This window comes from Solimonas sp. SE-A11 (assembly GCF_030345715.1).
GTDB lineage: Bacteria > Pseudomonadota > Gammaproteobacteria > Nevskiales > Nevskiaceae > Solimonas_A.
Genome location: NZ_JAUASX010000026.1, coordinates 48,085 through 63,835 on the forward strand (window position 1 = coordinate 48,085; position 15,751 = coordinate 63,835).

At 66.5% G+C, this 15,751-nt stretch carries 19 protein-coding genes; 17 read left to right on the plus strand and 2 right to left on the minus strand.

The features are described from left to right. Positions 1-8: 8 nt before the first annotated feature. Positions 9-899, minus strand: a complete 891-nt coding sequence (locus QT386_RS21315) for a fatty acid desaturase (protein WP_289275772.1) — start codon at positions 897-899, stop codon at positions 9-11. Between the two features lie 123 nt (positions 900-1,022). On the opposite strand from QT386_RS21315, the gene QT386_RS21320 reads away from it, so the two are divergent. Both QT386_RS21320 and QT386_RS21325 read left to right on the plus strand, forming a co-directional pair. After that, on the plus strand, positions 1,023-2,039 hold the full coding sequence (locus QT386_RS21320; RefSeq protein WP_289275773.1) for an AraC family transcriptional regulator: 1,017 nt from the start codon (positions 1,023-1,025) through the stop codon (positions 2,037-2,039). Between the two features lie 71 nt (positions 2,040-2,110). Next, complete coding sequence (locus tag QT386_RS21325; protein WP_289275774.1) at positions 2,111-2,725, plus strand: YitT family protein; 615 nt, start codon at positions 2,111-2,113, stop codon at positions 2,723-2,725. Positions 2,726-2,735: 10 nt separating this feature from the next. Here QT386_RS21325 and QT386_RS21330 read toward each other — a convergent pair whose 3' ends face one another. Then, entirely contained in the window at positions 2,736-3,266 is a 531-nt protein-coding gene (locus QT386_RS21330; protein WP_289275775.1) for a GrpB family protein, read from the minus strand. A 296-nt stretch (positions 3,267-3,562) separates the two neighbouring features. Between QT386_RS21330 and QT386_RS21335 the strand changes: the two genes are divergently transcribed. From QT386_RS21335 to QT386_RS21405, 15 genes are all read left to right on the plus strand, one after another. Continuing rightward, entirely contained in the window at positions 3,563-4,804 is a 1,242-nt protein-coding gene (locus QT386_RS21335; RefSeq protein WP_289275776.1) for an MFS transporter, read from the plus strand. Between the two features lie 196 nt (positions 4,805-5,000). Then, the gene (locus tag QT386_RS21340) at positions 5,001-5,180 is read left to right on the plus strand and encodes a hypothetical protein (protein WP_289275777.1); all 180 of its coding nucleotides are present in this window, start codon (positions 5,001-5,003) and stop codon (positions 5,178-5,180) included. Continuing rightward, positions 5,177-5,626 (plus strand): lysozyme, encoded by a 450-nt coding sequence (locus tag QT386_RS21345; RefSeq protein ID WP_289275778.1) that lies wholly within the window; start codon positions 5,177-5,179, stop codon positions 5,624-5,626. Before QT386_RS21340 ends, QT386_RS21345 begins: the two co-directional genes overlap by 4 nt. Next, positions 5,623-6,180 (plus strand): hypothetical protein, encoded by a 558-nt coding sequence (locus tag QT386_RS21350; RefSeq protein ID WP_289275779.1) that lies wholly within the window; start codon positions 5,623-5,625, stop codon positions 6,178-6,180. The genes QT386_RS21345 and QT386_RS21350 overlap by 4 nt, the downstream gene beginning before the upstream one ends. A gap of 15 nt (positions 6,181-6,195) precedes the next feature. After that, the gene (locus QT386_RS21355) at positions 6,196-6,612 is read left to right on the plus strand and encodes a terminase small subunit (protein ID WP_289275780.1); all 417 of its coding nucleotides are present in this window, start codon (positions 6,196-6,198) and stop codon (positions 6,610-6,612) included. Next, positions 6,593-8,089, plus strand: a complete 1,497-nt coding sequence (locus QT386_RS21360; RefSeq protein WP_289275781.1) for a hypothetical protein — start codon at positions 6,593-6,595, stop codon at positions 8,087-8,089. Before QT386_RS21355 ends, QT386_RS21360 begins: the two co-directional genes overlap by 20 nt. 150 nt (positions 8,090-8,239) lie before the next feature. Then, positions 8,240-10,192: a hypothetical protein gene (locus tag QT386_RS21365; RefSeq protein ID WP_289275782.1), complete on the plus strand. Its 1,953-nt coding sequence runs from the start codon at positions 8,240-8,242 to the stop codon at positions 10,190-10,192. Between the two features lie 201 nt (positions 10,193-10,393). Beyond that, positions 10,394-10,627 (plus strand): hypothetical protein, encoded by a 234-nt coding sequence (locus QT386_RS21370; protein ID WP_289275783.1) that lies wholly within the window; start codon positions 10,394-10,396, stop codon positions 10,625-10,627. A gap of 23 nt (positions 10,628-10,650) precedes the next feature. Further along, a complete protein-coding gene (locus QT386_RS21375; protein ID WP_289275784.1) occupies positions 10,651-11,523 on the plus strand; it encodes a hypothetical protein in 873 nt (290 codons plus the stop codon). A 186-nt stretch (positions 11,524-11,709) separates the two neighbouring features. Continuing rightward, positions 11,710-11,919, plus strand: a complete 210-nt coding sequence (locus tag QT386_RS21380) for a hypothetical protein (RefSeq protein ID WP_289275785.1) — start codon at positions 11,710-11,712, stop codon at positions 11,917-11,919. 218 nt (positions 11,920-12,137) lie between these two features. Continuing rightward, on the plus strand, positions 12,138-12,305 hold the full coding sequence (locus tag QT386_RS21385; protein WP_289275786.1) for a hypothetical protein: 168 nt from the start codon (positions 12,138-12,140) through the stop codon (positions 12,303-12,305). A gap of 76 nt (positions 12,306-12,381) precedes the next feature. Continuing rightward, a complete protein-coding gene (locus QT386_RS21390) occupies positions 12,382-12,816 on the plus strand; it encodes a hypothetical protein (RefSeq protein ID WP_289275787.1) in 435 nt (144 codons plus the stop codon). A 13-nt stretch (positions 12,817-12,829) separates the two neighbouring features. Then, on the plus strand, positions 12,830-13,225 hold the full coding sequence (locus QT386_RS21395; RefSeq protein WP_289275788.1) for an MAPEG family protein: 396 nt from the start codon (positions 12,830-12,832) through the stop codon (positions 13,223-13,225). A gap of 227 nt (positions 13,226-13,452) precedes the next feature. Beyond that, a complete protein-coding gene (locus QT386_RS21400; protein WP_289275789.1) occupies positions 13,453-14,427 on the plus strand; it encodes a hypothetical protein in 975 nt (324 codons plus the stop codon). Between the two features lie 164 nt (positions 14,428-14,591). Further along, positions 14,592-15,545 (plus strand): hypothetical protein, encoded by a 954-nt coding sequence (locus QT386_RS21405; protein WP_289275790.1) that lies wholly within the window; start codon positions 14,592-14,594, stop codon positions 15,543-15,545. Positions 15,546-15,751 lie beyond the last annotated feature (206 nt).

Genomic DNA, 15,751 nt, shown 5'->3' on the forward strand with positions numbered 1-15,751 from the left:
ATGCGTCCTCAGGCATCGGGCGGAACGGCCCGGCGGCTGAAGATGCCGATCATGGACGTGCCGTGGGCGCGCATGGCCGGCTCGATGCGCCGGTGCAGGGCGTGGTAGCGGTAGAACGGCACGCGCGGAAACAGATGGTGCACCGAGTGCAGGTTCTGGCCTAGCCAGAACCATTCCAGCGGCTTCATCCAGCGGGGCATGATCAGGCTGTTGGTGTTGCGGTAGCGCGCCGGCTCCTCGTAGGGCAGGTGCGGGCGATAGGCGAACCAGTAGGCGGTGAAGAACGCGCCGCCCAGGTAGCCGGCCACCAGCAGCAGCACGGTGTGCTCGCGGGTCACCGCCAGCGCAAAGGCCAGGCGCCAGCCGAGTGCGAAGCTCACCTCCGCCACGTAGGTGGCGCGCTCGCGCAGCGGCGCGGTGGCCCAGTAGTCGCGGAACAGGAAGGTGTTCTGCACCCACAGGAAGCGCAGGCCGTGGAGGATGAAGGCCAGGAAGCCATGGCGCATGCCGCTGACGACGTGGTCCGGGTCCTTGTCCGGCTGGTTGGTGTAGCGGTGATGCGTGAAGTGCTCCACCCGGTGCGTGGAGAAGGGCACCATGATCAGCGGTGCCACCAGGTAGCCGCAGAGATCGTTGAGCCACTGCAGCCGGTCGTGGCCGCCGTGGATGTTGCCGTGCGCCGCCTCGTGCAGTGGCGTGTAGGACATGTAGGTCAGCACGGCATAGGCCAGGATCGCCGCCCATAGCGGCATCAGCCCCGCCGCGAACAGCCACAGGTTGGCGATGAAGGCCGCGATCACGCCTAGCGCCAGTGCCACTGTCGGCCACGCCAGCTCGCCTGTATATTCCCGGGCCGTGGCAATGGCCTGCCTGTTCAACGAAACCAGATCCTGCTGCATGGCTGACTCCAGCGCGAGCACTAACAGGTCGCACAGTACCGCCGGGGCAGGACGCCCGGCAGGGCATTGCCGGCCTGCCGCCGTGCATTTCCGGCCAGTAGCCTGAGCAGGACCCCAGCCGCCATGTCCGCAGAGGCCAGTTTCCAGCATCCCGTCGCCATCGCCCAGGTGATGGTCAACTTCGGCGCGCGTCATGGCGTCGATACCGCCACCTGCCTGCTCGGCACCGGCATCACCGAGGCCCAGCTGCGCGACGCCGATGCCCTGATCGCGCGTGAGCAGGAGATGCGCCTGGTGGAGAACCTGATCCTGGCGCTGCCCCAGGTACAGGCGCCGGGCTTCGAGCTGGGCCTGCAGTACAACGTGGCCACCTTCGGCATCTGGGGCTTCGTGATGCGCATCAGCCGCAACCTGCGCGAGGCTACGCAGAGCGCCCTGCGCTACCTGCCGCTGAGCACCGCCTACTGCCAGCTGGCGCTGTTCTCCGACGAGCGCGAGTTCGGCGTCAGTGCCGACCCGTCCGGCATACCGCAGCACCTGCGCCAGTTCCTGCTGGAGCGCGACATGGCCACCGCCGTGAACCTGCTGCACGAACTGGGCCTGCGGGGCCTGCACGTGCAGCGCCTGGAGTTCCAGGGCCGCGCGCCGGCCCATGCCGGGCGCATCCAAGAGCTCTGCGGCATCGCTCCCCGGTATGGCTGTGCGCGCAACGCCCTGGTGTTGCGGCGCGAGGACGCCGAGACCCTGCTGCCGATGTACGACGCCCACCTGGTGCGCCTGCTCGAGGACCAGTGCCGCGCGCAACTTGAGCGGCGCCAGGTGGCGGGCGTGACGGGGCAGGTGCGCCGCCTGCTGCTCGGGCCGCTGGGCCTGGTGGCCTCGCTGGAGGATGTGGCGCAGCAGCTGGCCATGGCGCCACGCAGCCTGCGCCGCCGCCTGGAGGAGGAGGGCACCAGCTTCCGCGACCTGGTGGAGGCCGAGCGCAAGCAGGTCGCCGTGCAGCTGCTGGAGGGCACCGAGATGAAGATCGAGGAGATGGCCCTGCAGCTCGGCTATGGTGATACCGCCAGCTTCACGCGAGCCTTCCGCCGCTGGTTCGGCCGCGCACCCGGCGAGTACCGCAAGGCGCAGGGGCGCTAGCGGGGTACGCTCCCGGGATTCAGGTACTTGTACGGATGGAGCCCCGGGTCGGGCGGCCCAGACTGCGCCCCATGGAAGAAAGGCTGTCATACACCCCCCATGGTCCCGTCGAGGACCTGCAGGCCCTGCTATGCGGCACGGCCCTGGTTGCGCTCGGCGTAACGCTCTATGCGGAGATCGGCCTGCTGACGGGCGGTACCGCCGGCGCGGCCCTGCTGCTCGACCATGTCACCGGCTGGGGATTCGGGCCGATCTTCTTCGTGTTCAACCTGCCGTTCCTGGCCCTGGCCAGGGCGCGCATGGGCCGCGGCTTCCTGCTGCGAAGCTTCGCCGCCGTCGCCCTGGTGTCGCTGCTGTCGGCATTCACGCCGCGGGTCCTGCAGCTATCGTTCATCCAGCCGGCGTATGGCGCCGTCATTGGCGGCGCGCTGATCGGCACCGGCATGCTGATGCTGTTCCGCCACAAGGCCAGCCTCGGCGGCATCAACCTGCTGGTGCTGTACCTGCAGGAGCGCCATGGCATCCGTGCCGGCAAGGTGCAGATGGCGGTGGACTGCCTCATCGTGCTGCTGGCGGCATTCCAGCTTCCGCCGGATCGGGTCGCGCTCTCCATCCTCGGCGCCGTGACCACCAGCTTCATCCTGGTCACCAACCACAAGCAGGGGCGCTACCTCGGCGTCAGCTGAGCGTCGCGCCTCACTCCTCCCAGACGGGTTCCGGCGGCAGCCCGCGCTCGGCGCGGGCTGCGTCCATCAGCTCCTGGATCAGCGCGGTCTTGCCGCGCGTGTATGCCTCGCGGTCGAGCCCGAGCCCGGCGAGCTGCAGCTTCAAGGCAGCGTAGCGTGCTGCCGCGTCGGCGTACTGGCGCAGGTGAGCGGCGAACATCCGCTCCTTCAGCATTGGCCATTGGTCGAAGGGGAACACAGGCAGATGATGCGTCCGCTTGCCGTCGGCACGCTTGCGGACGTAGAACAGACGCTGCGCCGCGCCGTAGTCCTCGGGCTCGTAGACGATCTCCTGCAAGCGCACTTGCATGGCCGCGAAACCGGCCAGGTCCCGCGTAGCTGCGCAGATGTCGATCACCGGCTTGGCCGCAAGGCCGGGGACCGAGGTGCTGCCGGTGTGCTCGATGGCAACGATCCGCTCGCCCATCGCCCGCAGCAGCGCGGTGCTCGCTCGCGCGTAAGCATCGGGCCAGGCAGGGTCATAGGCGGTGATCCAGATCATGTAGCGATTCCAGGGCCGATCCGCTGGCGGGCCCAGTCGCATTGACAAGCCTCGAGCCCAGGCGCAGGATGCGCGCCCTTGAATCAGGTACACCCGTGATCCTTCGCGCCTACAACTCTCGAGGCAACACTCCGGCCATGCGTTCGCATGTGCTGGGTTTTGCCGTTATTGCGCGCGCTGCTCCGGGTTGTTCGCCCTGACCTTCCAGATCACGGATCTGTAGTCCGAACCAACCCCGGAGCGCGCAAGCCTCCGGGGTTTTGTCTTTGTGCGGTTGTTTTTCCAAGAGCAGTGTCATGGTGACGAACGATGAACAGGAGTTGTTGAGGATACGCCTGCGGCGCAACGTCAGCTGCGTGGCCGGCCTGGGCTTTTTCCAGGTCTTCCTGGTGATCATCCCGGTGATCGTGCCCTTCCTGGGCGAGCGGGGCCTGAGCCTCAGCGAGGTCCTGCTGCTGCAGGCCGTGTTTGCGGGCTTCGTGCTGCTGATGGAAGTGCCGTCGGGCTACATCGCCGACGTCTTCGGCCGCGTGCGCTCGCTGCAGGTCGGCGCACTGTTCATGGCTGCGGGGCATGCCGGCTTCGTGTTCTCGCATGGCTTCCTGCAGCTCTCGATCTGCGAGCTGCTGCTGGCCGTGGGCGTCAGCCTGGTATCGGGAGCCGATCTCGCGCTGCTGTACGACACGGAGCAGGCCCTGGCCGGCGACAACAGCCATCCCGAGAAGGTCGTGACCCGCATGTTCGCGCTCCACACCTCGGGCGAGGCCCTGGCCGGCATCGTCTGCAGCCTGGTGCTGCTGGCCTGGTCGCTGGATGCTGTCGCCTGGGTGCAGGCGCTGGTGGGCGCCCTGCCGCTGCTGTTCGCACTGGGCCTGCACGAGCCGCCTGGAGAGCGCCTGTCGCGCGATGATCACGCTGGCAACCTGCGCGAGATCGTCGTGCATCTGTGGGGCAGCAGTCGCGTGCTGCGCTACACCCTGCTGGCGTTGTGCATCTGGAGCCAGGGCTCGTTCTATGCCGTGTGGTTGCTGCAGCCGCATTGGCAGGCGCAGGGCATCGAGTTGTCGCTGTTCGGCTACCTCTGGGGCGGCCTGGCCCTGGTGGCGGCCCTTGCAGGCCGCGTGGCCCTGGGGCTGGAGCGCCGCTGGGGAGTTGCCGTGCTGATGACGGTCATCGGCCTGGCGCCGGTGCTGGGCTATCTCGGCCTGGCGGGCCTGGGACTGGCAGGCGGGCTGGCGGTGAGCCTGTTGTTCTTCATCGCTCGTGGCCTGGGCCTGGTGGTGTTGCGCGACGCCTTCAACCGTCGCGTGCCGGGCCGCTTCCGGGCCACGGCCAACTCGCTGGCGCACCTGGGCTTCCGCGCTACCTACCTGGCTACGGCTCCTCTGGTGGGCCTTGCGCTGGACGGCTGGGGTCTGCAGTCCACCTTCCTGCTGCTGGCGGGTGCGGGTCTTCTGCTGTTCGGCTTGCTGCTGGTACCGCTGATCCGGATGGTGCGGGCGGCACAGTTGCAGGTGGCCTCGGCCGCTTGCAACTGATGCCAGCCGGCTCATGAAAGAAAACGGAACTCCGTTATGAGTGTGGCCTGCATCGTCGTAAAATAGTCCGCAGAGAGCTCGCGTCCAGAGTTCGACCAAGCCCGGCCCCGTGCCGGGCTTTTTTGTTCCCGACGTCCAGCGCTTTCTTCCAATGCCCGACCCTCGCGTCGGGCTTTTTCGTTTCAGGAGATATCCGATGACCGACATGCGTGGCGATGTGAGTGCGGCGGCGGCCAAATCCGGGCCACCGGTGCTGGCCTTCTTCAGTGGGGTAACCGTTCACGACCTGGTGGGCTGGCTGACGCTGGCCTATCTCGGGCTGCAGGCCGTCCACTTGCTATGGAAATGGCGGCGCGAGCTGCGGAGCGGAGCATGAAGGCGCGGCTGGCGGTCGCGGGCCTGCTCGGCTGCTTCGTGCTGGTGGCAGGCTTCGAGGGCCTGCGCACGACGGCGTACCGTGATCCGGTGGGCATCCCCACGATCTGTTACGGCAGCACGGCGGGCGTACGCGTCGGCGATGTTGCCACGCGCGCGCAATGCGAGGCCTTGCTGTGGCATGAACTGCTGGCGGCGCACGACGCCATGATGGCCTGCGTGCGCGTGCCGCTCACGCCGGGGCAGCGCGGGGCCTTCACGTCCTTCACGTTCAACGTGGGAGCAGGGGCCTTCTGCCGCTCCACGCTCGCGCGTCGCCTCAATGCCCGCGACTACGCCGGCGCCTGCGCGGAGTTGAGCCGCTGGGTTCATGCGCGCGGCATTCGCCTGCCGGGCCTGGAGCGGCGCCGGGCCGCGGAGAGGGCGCTGTGCGAGCGCCCGTCATGAGCCGCCTGTATCTCGGGCTGTGGCTGCTGGCGCTGCTGTTGGGTCTTCTGGCAGGCGTGTTCATCGGCTGGCATCTGCATCCGGCGCCACGCGTCGTCGTCGAGGACCTGCGCCCTGTCGCTGCCCAGCGCCAATCCGACGGCAGTCTCATCGCCGCGCGGTCAGCCGCTCCGGCCACGCCCCTTGAACCGCCGCATGCGCTGCCCCGCGGCAGCCGCGAGGAGCGCCGCATCGCCGTCACCGTGCAGCCCCGGCGAGAGGATTGTCCGCCGATATCGCTGGACCTGTCGCTGCTGCAACTCGACGGCGGCCGGCGCGTGCTGGCCAGTTCTCCCGACGGCGAGGTGATCCAGGCGCTGGATTTGCCGCTGGAGGCGACCTTGGTGCCGCCGCCCAAGCGCGGCTGGGCCGCTGGGGCCAGCCTGGATCAATACGCCGGGCAACCCGGCCTGTGGCTGGAGCGTGATCTCGGCCGCTTCCGCGTGGGCGCCGATCTGGTCATGGACGAGGGCGGTGCGCTGCAGGGCCGCGCGCGCCTGGGCTGGACGTTCTGAACAAGGAATCAAGACATGAAAAGCAAGAAAGCCTCGGCATGGGCCGCGCAGCACATGGGGCGCGACGAGGTGCTGGCGCACCTGGCGCGCGCCGCGCGCTTCGACGTGCGCCGCCTCTTCGACGCCGCCGGCAATCTCAAGCCGCCGCAGGACTGGGACGACGATACCGCCGCCGCCATCGCTGGCCTGGACTTCCAGGACCAGCGCGGCGTCAAGCGCAAGGACGAGCACGACGAAGGCGCTACCGAAACCAAGCAGGTGCGCAGCCTGCACACCATCGACCGCCTCAAGGCGTTGGAACTGCTGGGCAAGGCCCACGGCGTGTTCGACGCCTCCGAGGCCGAGGAGACGGCGGGCGAGGGCAGCCTGGCGCAGTTGCTGGCCCAGGCCTCGGAGCAGAACGGAGGCCTGAATGGACTCGTGCGCCGCTGAGGGCTCGCCGCTGGCCGACCGCGCCTGGCGCTTGGGCAACCTGTACTGGATCAAGGACAAGGAGGGCCGGCGCATCCGCTTCACGCCCAACTGGGCGCAGCAGCGCGCCTATGACCGGCTGGCGCACAACAACATCGAGCTCAAGGTGCGCCAGCTCGGCATCACCACCGGCTACTGCATGCTGTGGCTCGACACCTGCCTGTTCAACCGAGACGTATCGGTGGGTGTGATCGCCCACACCAAGGAGGACGCCAAGGTCATCTTCCGCGACAAGATCAAGTTCGCCTACGACAACCTGCCGCCCGAGCTGCGCGCCGCCGTGCCCGCGGTCAAGGAGACCGAAAGCGAAATGATCTTCGCCAATGGCTCCAGCATCCGCGTGGGCCTGACCTTCCGCTCAGGCACCGTGCAGGTGCTGCACGTCACCGAATACGGCTACATCTGCGCCCATTACCCGCGCCGCGCGCAGGAGATCCGCACCGGCGCCTTCGAGGCCGTGCCCAAGGGCGGCATCAAGGTGATCGAATCCACCGCCCGCGGTCGCGCCGGGCACTTCTACGAGCTCTGCCGCCAGGCCCAGCAGCGCCGCGCCGACGCGCCGCTGCTGCACGGAGAGTGGCGCTTCTCCTTCCTGCCCTGGTGGGAGCACCCGGAGTACAGCGTGGAGGAACCGGCCTTCGTCTTCACCGAGGCCGAACTGCGCTACTTCCACGACACCGAGGCCCGCATCGGCCAGGCGCTCACGCGCGGCCAGCGCTGCTGGTACGCGCGCAAATGGCGCGACCAGGGCGACGACGTGCGCTCCGAGTATCCCTCCACGCCCGAGGAAGCCTTCCAGCAGAGCACGGAGGGCGCCTACTACGGCACGCCGCTGCTGGAGGCCTACCGCACCGGCCGCGTCGGCGAGGTGCCCTACGACCGCGGCCTGCAGGTGGAGACCTGGTGGGACCTGGGCGTGGACGACAGCACCGCCATCTGGTTCCTGCAGCGCCAGGGCCTGCAGTTGCGCGTGGTGGACTACTACGAGAACAGCGGCGAGGGCCTGGCGCACTACCGCGGCGTGCTGAAGCAGCGTGCCAAACAGCACGGCATCGTCTACAGCCGCCACGTGGGCCCGCACGATCTCAAGGTGCGCGAGCTCGGCAACGACGCCAAGAGCCGCCTGCAGGCCGCCGCCGAGCTGGGCATGCGCTTCGACGTGGCGCCGCAACTGAAGGTGGCTGACGGCATCGAGGCCGTGCGCCGCCTGCTGCCGCAGTGCTGGTTTGACGAAAGCCGCACCGCCGAGGGCCGCAAGGCCCTGGAGCACTACCGCAAGGAATGGGACGCCGTGCGCGGCTGCTGGAAGGACCAGCCCCTGCACGACTGGTCCTCCCACGCCGCGGATGCCCTCCGCACCGGCGCGGTGGCCGGCGATTCACGTGCCGATACGCGCAACACCAAGGCCCGTGAAGTCCAGCCCGCGCGCTGGCGCTGATTCTTGGACCCCCGCTTCCCCGCGGTCACTACGATCCGTTCGCCCTGAGCCTGTCGAAGGGTGAGCGGATTACCCACCGTACCCCCAACGCTTCCGCCCACCCTTCGATCTGCAGGGCGAGCGGAGCGGTCACCAACTTCCGGAAACCCCATGCCCAGCCTCGGCCTGCTTCACCTGCAAACCCCCGACCAACTCACCGGCAAGTCCCAGCCCCCGCCGCCGTCCGCGCCACGTGCGCCCTCGCAACTCGTCGGCCACATCCAGTCCGCCTGGCAGCGCAACAAGCGCGCCCGCGAGCAGATCGACCGCCGCCTGCTCAACTGCCTGCGCCGCCGCAAGGGCGTGTACGCCGAGAGCGACGTGCGCGAGTTCCAGGAACAGGGCTGCGCCACCAGCCTGTTCATGCCGCTGTCCGCCACCAAGTGCCGCGCCGCGGCCGCCTGGATCCGCGACATCCTCATGCCCGCCTCCGACCGCGCCTGGGCGCTGGAGCCCACCACGCTGCCGGATCTGCCGCAGCCGCAGCGCCTGCAGTTGCTGCTGCGCGCCGCGCGCCAGGCGCGGCAGCAGATGATCGCCGCCGGCCAGCCGCAGGACCCGCAGCAGTTCCGTGAGCAGGTGGCGCAGCAGGCGGGTGATCTGGAAACCCGCCTGCGCCAGGACCTGCGCAAGGAAGCGGAGCGCCGCGCCTCGCGCATGTCCGACCGTATCGCCGACCTGATGGACGAGGGCGGCTACGACGCCGCGCTGGACGAGTTCATCGAGGACTTCTCCACCTATCCCGCCGCCATCCTCAAGGGCCCCTACACCCGCCGCCAGCGTCGCCTGCAGTGGCTGGGCGGCGCCACGCCCGCCGTGAGCGAGGGCAGCGGCCTGGCCTGGAAGCGCATCAGCCCCTTCGACTGCTACCCCGCCCCGCATGCGCGCAGCCCGCAGGAGCGCGACTTCATCGAGCGCCTGCGCCTGACCGAATCCGAGCTCTACGCCATGATCGGCGTGCCCGGAAACTCCGAGTGGGACATCCGCCAGGTGCTGCAGGGCACGCGTGGTGGCAGCCTGCGCCACTGGCTCTGGACCGACGCCGAGCGCAACCGCCTGGAAGGCGACAGCAGCTATGACTGGCTGACGCGCGAAGACCTGATCGACGGCCTGCACTACTGGGGCGCGGTGCCCGGCCGCTTGCTGCTGGAGTGGAGATACGAGGCCGCCGAGATCGACGACCCGGACCGCCCCTACGAGATCGACGCCATCCTGGTCGGCAGCCACCTGATCCGCTGCGTCGTCAACGACGACCCGCTGGGCCAGCGGCCGTACCACAAGGCCTGCTACGAGGCGATCCCCGGCGCCTTCTGGGGCCGCGCCATCCCCGAGATGTGCGAGCCGCACGAAGACCTCTGCAACGCCTCCGCCCGCGCCCTGGTCAGCAACCTCGGCATCGCCAGCGGCCCGCAGGTCTACATGGAGGTGGACCGCCTCGCCGACGGCGAGGCCATCACCCAGATGCACCCCTGGAAGATCTGGCAGTTCAAGAGTGACCCCAACGCCGCGCAGCGCGCGCCCATCGGCTTCTTCCAGCCTGGCAGCAACGCGCAGGAGCTACTGGCCGTGTTCGAGAACTTCGAGCGCCGCGCCGATGACGCCACCGGCATCCCGCGCTATGCCTACGGCAACGACCGCGTCGGCGGCGCAGGGGAGACTGCTTCGGGCCTTTCAATGCTGCTCAACGCCGCCGCCAAGGGCCTGCGCCGCGGCATCGCCAACATCGACACCCAGGTGATCTCGCGCACCGTGCAGCAGGCCTTCACCTGGGTGATGCTCTACGTGGACGAGCCCGCCCTCAAGGGCGACTGCGCCGTGGTGCCACGCGGCACCGCCGCCCTGCTGATCAAGGACCAGGCCCAGCAGCGCCGCCAGCAGGCCCTGGCCGCCACCGCCAACCCCGTGGACCTCGGCATCATCGGCCAACGCGGCCGCGCCGCCCTGCTGCGCCAGTACTTCGAGGGTCTGGAGTTGCGCGTGGACGACATCATGCCGAGCGAGGAGGAGCTGGCGGCGCGGGAGCAGATGACAGAAAGCCCCTCTCCCCTCGTGGGAGAGGGGTGATTTGCCGCGCTTGGGCGATGCCCGAATGGCATCGCCTGCGGCAGATCACGGGCGGCCACGGATGGCCGCCCCGGAGGCCTATTCAAGTAGCTGCAGCCTCGCCATGGATGGCTCCCCCTGAACTCCCGACCTCTCCCGTTCGTGCTGAGCCTGTCGAAGCATGAACGGTCGTCAACCAAGCTCCTCCCTCCCAAAGACCCCATGCAAACTCTGGATCCACGCCTCAGCTCCGCCCTGCTGCGCCTGCAGGCCAACCCCGACTACCAGCTCTACCGCGACTGGCTCACCGCCTCGCTCACCCAGGCCGACGAAGCCAACCGCCGCCTCGACGGCCCCGCGCTGCACCGCTCGCAGGGCCGCGCGCTGGCACTGGAAGAACTCATCAAGGCCCCGCAGACCGCGCAGCAGGCCCTGGCGCGCGCGCAGCGCGGCTAACCCACTCATTCTTCGAGAACCCGATGCCACTGAAACACCCTAACCCGGCGGAACTACCGCCAGGCTTCGTGCTGGACCCGCCACCCTTGTCGCCACCACACCGCAACGCTGCCCCGCAGCGGCGAGCGCTGATGGGACCAGACTATGGCCAGAATTTCCTGCGGCAGAGCCTCGGAGGATCGCTGCCCGAACAGTGGCGACAGGCCGAGGCTCCGAAGTTAGCGGATCGGATGCGTCAGGCGCGCTCGCTATGGAGTCAGCGGCTGGCAATCGAACGTGAACGCGACTTGGCCGAGATTGAGTCGGCATACATGAAGCCGGAAGAAGCGCCACTCAGCCTGCGACCGATTATTCCCAGGAGTTCCCGAACGCGAAATCGCAGGTTGGCAGATGTCAGGGAAAAACTGGATCAGCAGAGAGACTTGATTGCCAAGGAAGCGCTGAATCTGTCAATTTCGCCACAGAATGATTTTGAGCGAAAGTATTTTGCGGCATCTGGACTGCGTGAAAAGGCTACGGCGATCGCCGCTGATCCTGCAGGAGCCATTGGAGCTTTGTCGCCAAGCCTGATGGCGGCGACTCCGGAAATGGCCCTGCAACTAACGCTAGCGCGCAGAGGGCGGAGCATCGACAAGGGCGTTGCGGCAGTTTCTGGTATCGGATTCGGCACCAAGTCGGCGTACGACCAGGAATATGCGGCTGAACTGATTCGTTCTTTGGCCCGCCAAGGGGTCGATGTTCGGAACAAGCATTCTCTGCAGAGAGCAATGAGCGATGCGGGGGTGATGGCGACTGCGCGCAGCGAAGCGCGCAGAAAGGCATCCATCGTGGCGGCGGGAGGAGGACTTAGCGGCGCACTGGGTACGCGAATAGGCCATAGAAAGTGTCAGCAATGACACATCTCTGATCTTGGGAACGGACGGGTTCGGAAATACTTGGGCTGGAAAGATTCTTCCTGATGGAACACAGGTCTGGGTTCAGATGCGAGATGGAAAGATAACCAACGCGGGGAGAAATATTGCGCCGCGAGAGTACAATCCAGTAACGGGATTGGCTGCCTCAGAAAGACCAGTGTGGAAATAATGAACGATCAGGTAATGCTGTCTAGGAAGGAAGCCTACAAGGCGATGTTTCTGTTTCTGGAACGGGAGTATCAGTTAACGAAGTCGGACGATATCGGCTCCTTGTTGGGATCTATGCAGTTCTTAGGCGATGGGGTTCCCGCTGATCCGGCGGCTTGGGAGGATTGGGAAGAGTGTGTCGGACAGGTTCTGCGGGAAGGAGGTTCATAGTCTGGTCAGACAACGGGTAAAGAGAAATGGCCACCAGCGGCTTTCACTTTGGTGAAGGTGTTGTTTTTGTGAGGGACTGAGACATATCCCAGTTCATCAGGGCAGTTGCCATCCATTGCGAGGAATACCTGAAGCGCGAAAGCACAGCCGGATGGCTTCTGGATACTTGCCTGGTGTGGATGGACGATTTTGATAGCTCCGCTCCAGGAGTGCGAGACATGGAGTTGGACGAAGCCTTGGCCGAAGTTCAGCGAAAAACCCTGTTCGCAGATTACTTGCGCTGGTTGAAGAAGCAGGATGCGAGTGATGAATACGATCATCAATCCGTTCTGAAAACCATTGATAAGGTTCTGAGGATCATGGGAAATGCCGATTTATTGGAATAAATTCCAGGGCGAGCTTTACCACGATTGGCATTCTCAACGCCCCTTCAATCGAGTGAGCTAGTGCTCAAAGGTGAAAATGAGCAGCATCGAGGCAGCAATCACCTTGGCTTGCAAAGCGCATAAAGGGCAGATTGACAAAGGTGGTAGTCCCTACATTCTTCATCCTCTGCGCCTGATGCTCCGCATGAGCAGTGCCGCAGAAATGATGGCGGCTGTTATGCATGACGTGGTGGAAGACGGAGATGTTTCATTGCAGGATCTTCGCGGCCTGGGTTTCCCAGAGTCGGTGGTTAGTGCAGTTGATTGCCTGACTCGCCGCAAGTGCGAAGACTACGAGGGCTTCATAAAAAGACTTGCAGCCAATCCTTTAGCGAGGAGGGTGAAGGTGGAAGATCTCAAAGACAACATGGATCTGACACGACTAAGCGATGTCACTGACAAAGATCTGAAGCGGCAGGAGAAGTACAAGAAGGCGTTGCAGATTCTCGCCGAGCTTGAGCAGACCGTGTAGGGCAAGCGCATCAATGTCACACCCCCTGATCATCCCCATGGCCGCCCACGTGGCACTGGCGGCGTTCCTGTACGCGCTCCTCACGGTGGCTCGGGCTCCGAAGATCTGGGGCATTGGCCAACGTGCCGATGGCAGCAATCCCTGGGCGGCAATGGAACCCCGCATCAGCGCCAACCTGTCCAACCAGTTCGAGTGGCCGCTGTTCTTCCATGCGGCCTGCCTGATCCTTCTGCGGTCGGAGCCGGCCGGCCTATCGCTGGCCCTGGCCTGGACTTTCATCGCCGGGCGGGTTCTGCACAGCCTGGTCCAGATACTCACCGGCAACGTCCGGCTGCGGGGCATCGTCTTCACGATCAACTTCCTGGCGGTGCTGGGTCTTTGGGCGATCATCGTCCTGGCGGCGTTGTAGAGCCCCGGCATCATGCAGGTGCTGCGCACAAGCGCAGCCCATGAAGAAATACGGAACTCCGTTAGGAGTTCCCAGGACACCCACGTAAAATAGTCCCCAGAGAGCTTGCGTCCGCAGCTCGCCCAACCAGCCCGGCAATCGCCGGGCTTTTTTGTTTCCACCCACTAACGCCGCCAACGCCGACCCGTCCCGGGACCCGGCGCGTCGCGGCGTGGAGAAAACCCCAGATGAGCCGACGTTACCCGAGAAATATCCAGAAGCAGATCGCCGCCGCCAGCGAGCTGGAGGCGCAACTGGCCCAGCCCGGTCCGGACCCCGCACCGGCACCCGCTCCCGACATGGAGCCGGTGCCAGCGGTGGAGCCCGCGGACGAGCCGGGCGCCGAGGCGGCACTGCCGGATCCGGGCCCCGCGCCGGACTACTGGCGCGCGCGTTTCCAGACCACCGAGGGCCTGTTGCGCCGGGAGCGGGAGGATCGCGCGCGTGAGCAGCAGGGCCAAGTAGCCCAGCTGCAGCAGATGCAGCGGCAGCTGGCGGAACTCCAGGGCCAGCTCGACGCCGGACGCGATCCGGTGGCGGGCCTGGACCTGGCGCAACACTTCAGCGCCGAGCAGATCGAGCACTACGGCGAGGATCACCTGCGGGCGGTGCTGCGTGCCGCGCAGCGCACGCTGCAGCCGCAGTTGCAGAACGCCATGGAGTCCTCGCTGGCGCCGCTGCGCCAGGAGCTGGAGGACACGCGCGAGCGCGTGGCGCAGACGCAGCGCAGCCAGGAGCAGAGGGCCTATGACGGCTTCCTGTCGGAGCTGTCGCGGCAGGTGCCGGAATGGGAGCAGGTCAATGCCGACCCGCGCTTCCTGGGCTACCTGGCCGAGAGCGACGAGGCCACCGGCGAAGAACGCCAGGCCTTGCTCCACCGCTTCGAGCAGCGCCGCGATGCCGGCCGCGTGGCGCGCCTGTTCCGCGATTACCTGCGCCACCACGGCGCCCGCGCCGGCGTGCGTGATCCGAACAAGCGCCTGCTGCCGGACGGCTCGCCCGACGGTGACAACCCGCCGGACCCGCGCCCGGCCATCAGCCAGGCGCAGATCCGCCAGTTCCAGGCCGACGTCGCGCGGGGCCGCTACCGCGGCCGCGCGCAGGAGCAGGCGGCGATGCAGCGCCTGATCGACGAGGCCTATATCGGTGGCCGCATCGGCTGATGACGCACCCATCCGTTCGCCCTGAGATTGTCGAAGGCTGAGCGGATACCCGGCCGACCGCCGCAGCGGCCCGTTCGTGCTTCGACAGGTTCGGCACGAGCGGGCGACAAGCGGCGGTTGGCCCATCGAGTTTCAAGACCCAACCCACACAAGGACCAACACACATGGCAAACATGCCGATCTCGGGTACCTACCCGAATCTTTCCGCCAACGGCACGGGCACGTCGAAGTACATCCCGACGCTGTTCTCGCAGAAGGCCACCGTCAAGCACTACGACATGACCGTGTGCGGCGAGATCACCAGCAACGACTGGGAGGGTGAAGTCACCCGCCTGGGCGACAAGGTGATCATCCGCCGCACGCCGGATGTCTCGGTGGGCGACTACCAGAAGAACCTGGACATCGCCTACGAGACGCCGGAGGACAGCGCCACGGAGCTGGAACTCAACCGCGGCAAGTACTACGCCGTGGTGCTGGACGACGTGGACCGCATCCAGAGCGACATGGCCCTGATGGACATGTACGCCGAGGACGCCGCCGAGCAGGTGGTGCTCAAGCAGGACGCGGAGTTCCTCTCCGACATCATCCTGGACATCCACGCCGACAACCAGGGCGCCAACGCCGGCAAGAAGTCCGGCGCCATCGACCTGGGCGCCGTGGGCGCCCCGGTGGTGATCGACGCGGACAACGCCATCCGCTTCCTGATGCGCATGAACCAGGCCCTGACCGAGCAGGGCGTCTCCAAGGTTGGCCGCTGGGTGGTGCTGCCGGCCTGGTTCTGCACCATCCTGAAGAACACCGACGTGAAGTCGGCGCTCATCACCGGCGACGCCGAGGGCACGCTGCGCAACGGCCGCCTGGGCACCATCGACGGCCTGATGCTGTACGAGTCCAACCAACTGGCCGATTACACCGACGCCGCGCTGAACGTGACCCCGATCGTCGCCGGCCACAAGGACGGCGTGACTTGGGCCAACCAGTTCATCAACGCCGAGGTGATCCGCCTGCAGACCAAGTTCGCCTCCGCCATCCGCGGCCTGGCGGTCTATGGCTACAAGGTGGTGGAGCCGCGCTACCTGGCCCTGGGCCGCGTCACGCCGGACCTGTCGGCGCTGTAACCAGGAATCCCCTCTCCCACCAGTGGGAGAGGGGCAGGGGAGAGGGTGTCTTTAAATGTCTGATGGATCACCAGACGCTCGTTGTACAGAAACCCTTATCTCTTGGTCTTTTCGTAATCTGGTGTCGAGAGCCCGGCGTGCGCGCCCGATAAACCCTTGATCGAGCGATCGTGGGAGAGCCTGGAGCCGCACGCCGGTTCTCACTA

Bases quoted from the DNA above. Each gene is read 5' to 3' on its own strand.
- QT386_RS21340 (WP_289275777.1), top strand. From the start codon at position 5,001: ATGACCGACATGCGTGGCGATGTGAGTGCGGCGGCGGCCAAATCCGGG.
- QT386_RS21400 (WP_289275789.1), top strand. From the start codon at position 13,453: ATGAGCCGACGTTACCCGAGAAATATCCAGAAGCAGATCGCCGCCGCC.
- QT386_RS21395 (WP_289275788.1), top strand. From the start codon at position 12,830: ATGTCACACCCCCTGATCATCCCCATGGCCGCCCACGTGGCACTGGCG.
- QT386_RS21405 (WP_289275790.1), top strand. From the start codon at position 14,592: ATGGCAAACATGCCGATCTCGGGTACCTACCCGAATCTTTCCGCCAAC.
- QT386_RS21360 (WP_289275781.1), top strand. From the start codon at position 6,593: ATGGACTCGTGCGCCGCTGAGGGCTCGCCGCTGGCCGACCGCGCCTGG.
- QT386_RS21380 (WP_289275785.1), top strand. From the start codon at position 11,710: ATGAACGATCAGGTAATGCTGTCTAGGAAGGAAGCCTACAAGGCGATG.
- QT386_RS21370 (WP_289275783.1), top strand. From the start codon at position 10,394: ATGCAAACTCTGGATCCACGCCTCAGCTCCGCCCTGCTGCGCCTGCAG.
- QT386_RS21355 (WP_289275780.1), top strand. From the start codon at position 6,196: ATGAAAAGCAAGAAAGCCTCGGCATGGGCCGCGCAGCACATGGGGCGC.
- QT386_RS21330 (WP_289275775.1), bottom strand. From the start codon at position 3,266: ATGATCTGGATCACCGCCTATGACCCTGCCTGGCCCGATGCTTACGCG.
- QT386_RS21390 (WP_289275787.1), top strand. From the start codon at position 12,382: ATGAGCAGCATCGAGGCAGCAATCACCTTGGCTTGCAAAGCGCATAAA.
- QT386_RS21315 (WP_289275772.1), bottom strand. From the start codon at position 899: ATGCAGCAGGATCTGGTTTCGTTGAACAGGCAGGCCATTGCCACGGCC.
- QT386_RS21335 (WP_289275776.1), top strand. From the start codon at position 3,563: ATGGTGACGAACGATGAACAGGAGTTGTTGAGGATACGCCTGCGGCGC.
- QT386_RS21350 (WP_289275779.1), top strand. From the start codon at position 5,623: ATGAGCCGCCTGTATCTCGGGCTGTGGCTGCTGGCGCTGCTGTTGGGT.
- QT386_RS21345 (WP_289275778.1), top strand. From the start codon at position 5,177: ATGAAGGCGCGGCTGGCGGTCGCGGGCCTGCTCGGCTGCTTCGTGCTG.
- QT386_RS21385 (WP_289275786.1), top strand. From the start codon at position 12,138: ATGGAGTTGGACGAAGCCTTGGCCGAAGTTCAGCGAAAAACCCTGTTC.
- QT386_RS21375 (WP_289275784.1), top strand. From the start codon at position 10,651: ATGCCACTGAAACACCCTAACCCGGCGGAACTACCGCCAGGCTTCGTG.
- QT386_RS21365 (WP_289275782.1), top strand. From the start codon at position 8,240: ATGCCCAGCCTCGGCCTGCTTCACCTGCAAACCCCCGACCAACTCACC.
- QT386_RS21325 (WP_289275774.1), top strand. From the start codon at position 2,111: ATGGAAGAAAGGCTGTCATACACCCCCCATGGTCCCGTCGAGGACCTG.
- QT386_RS21320 (WP_289275773.1), top strand. From the start codon at position 1,023: ATGTCCGCAGAGGCCAGTTTCCAGCATCCCGTCGCCATCGCCCAGGTG.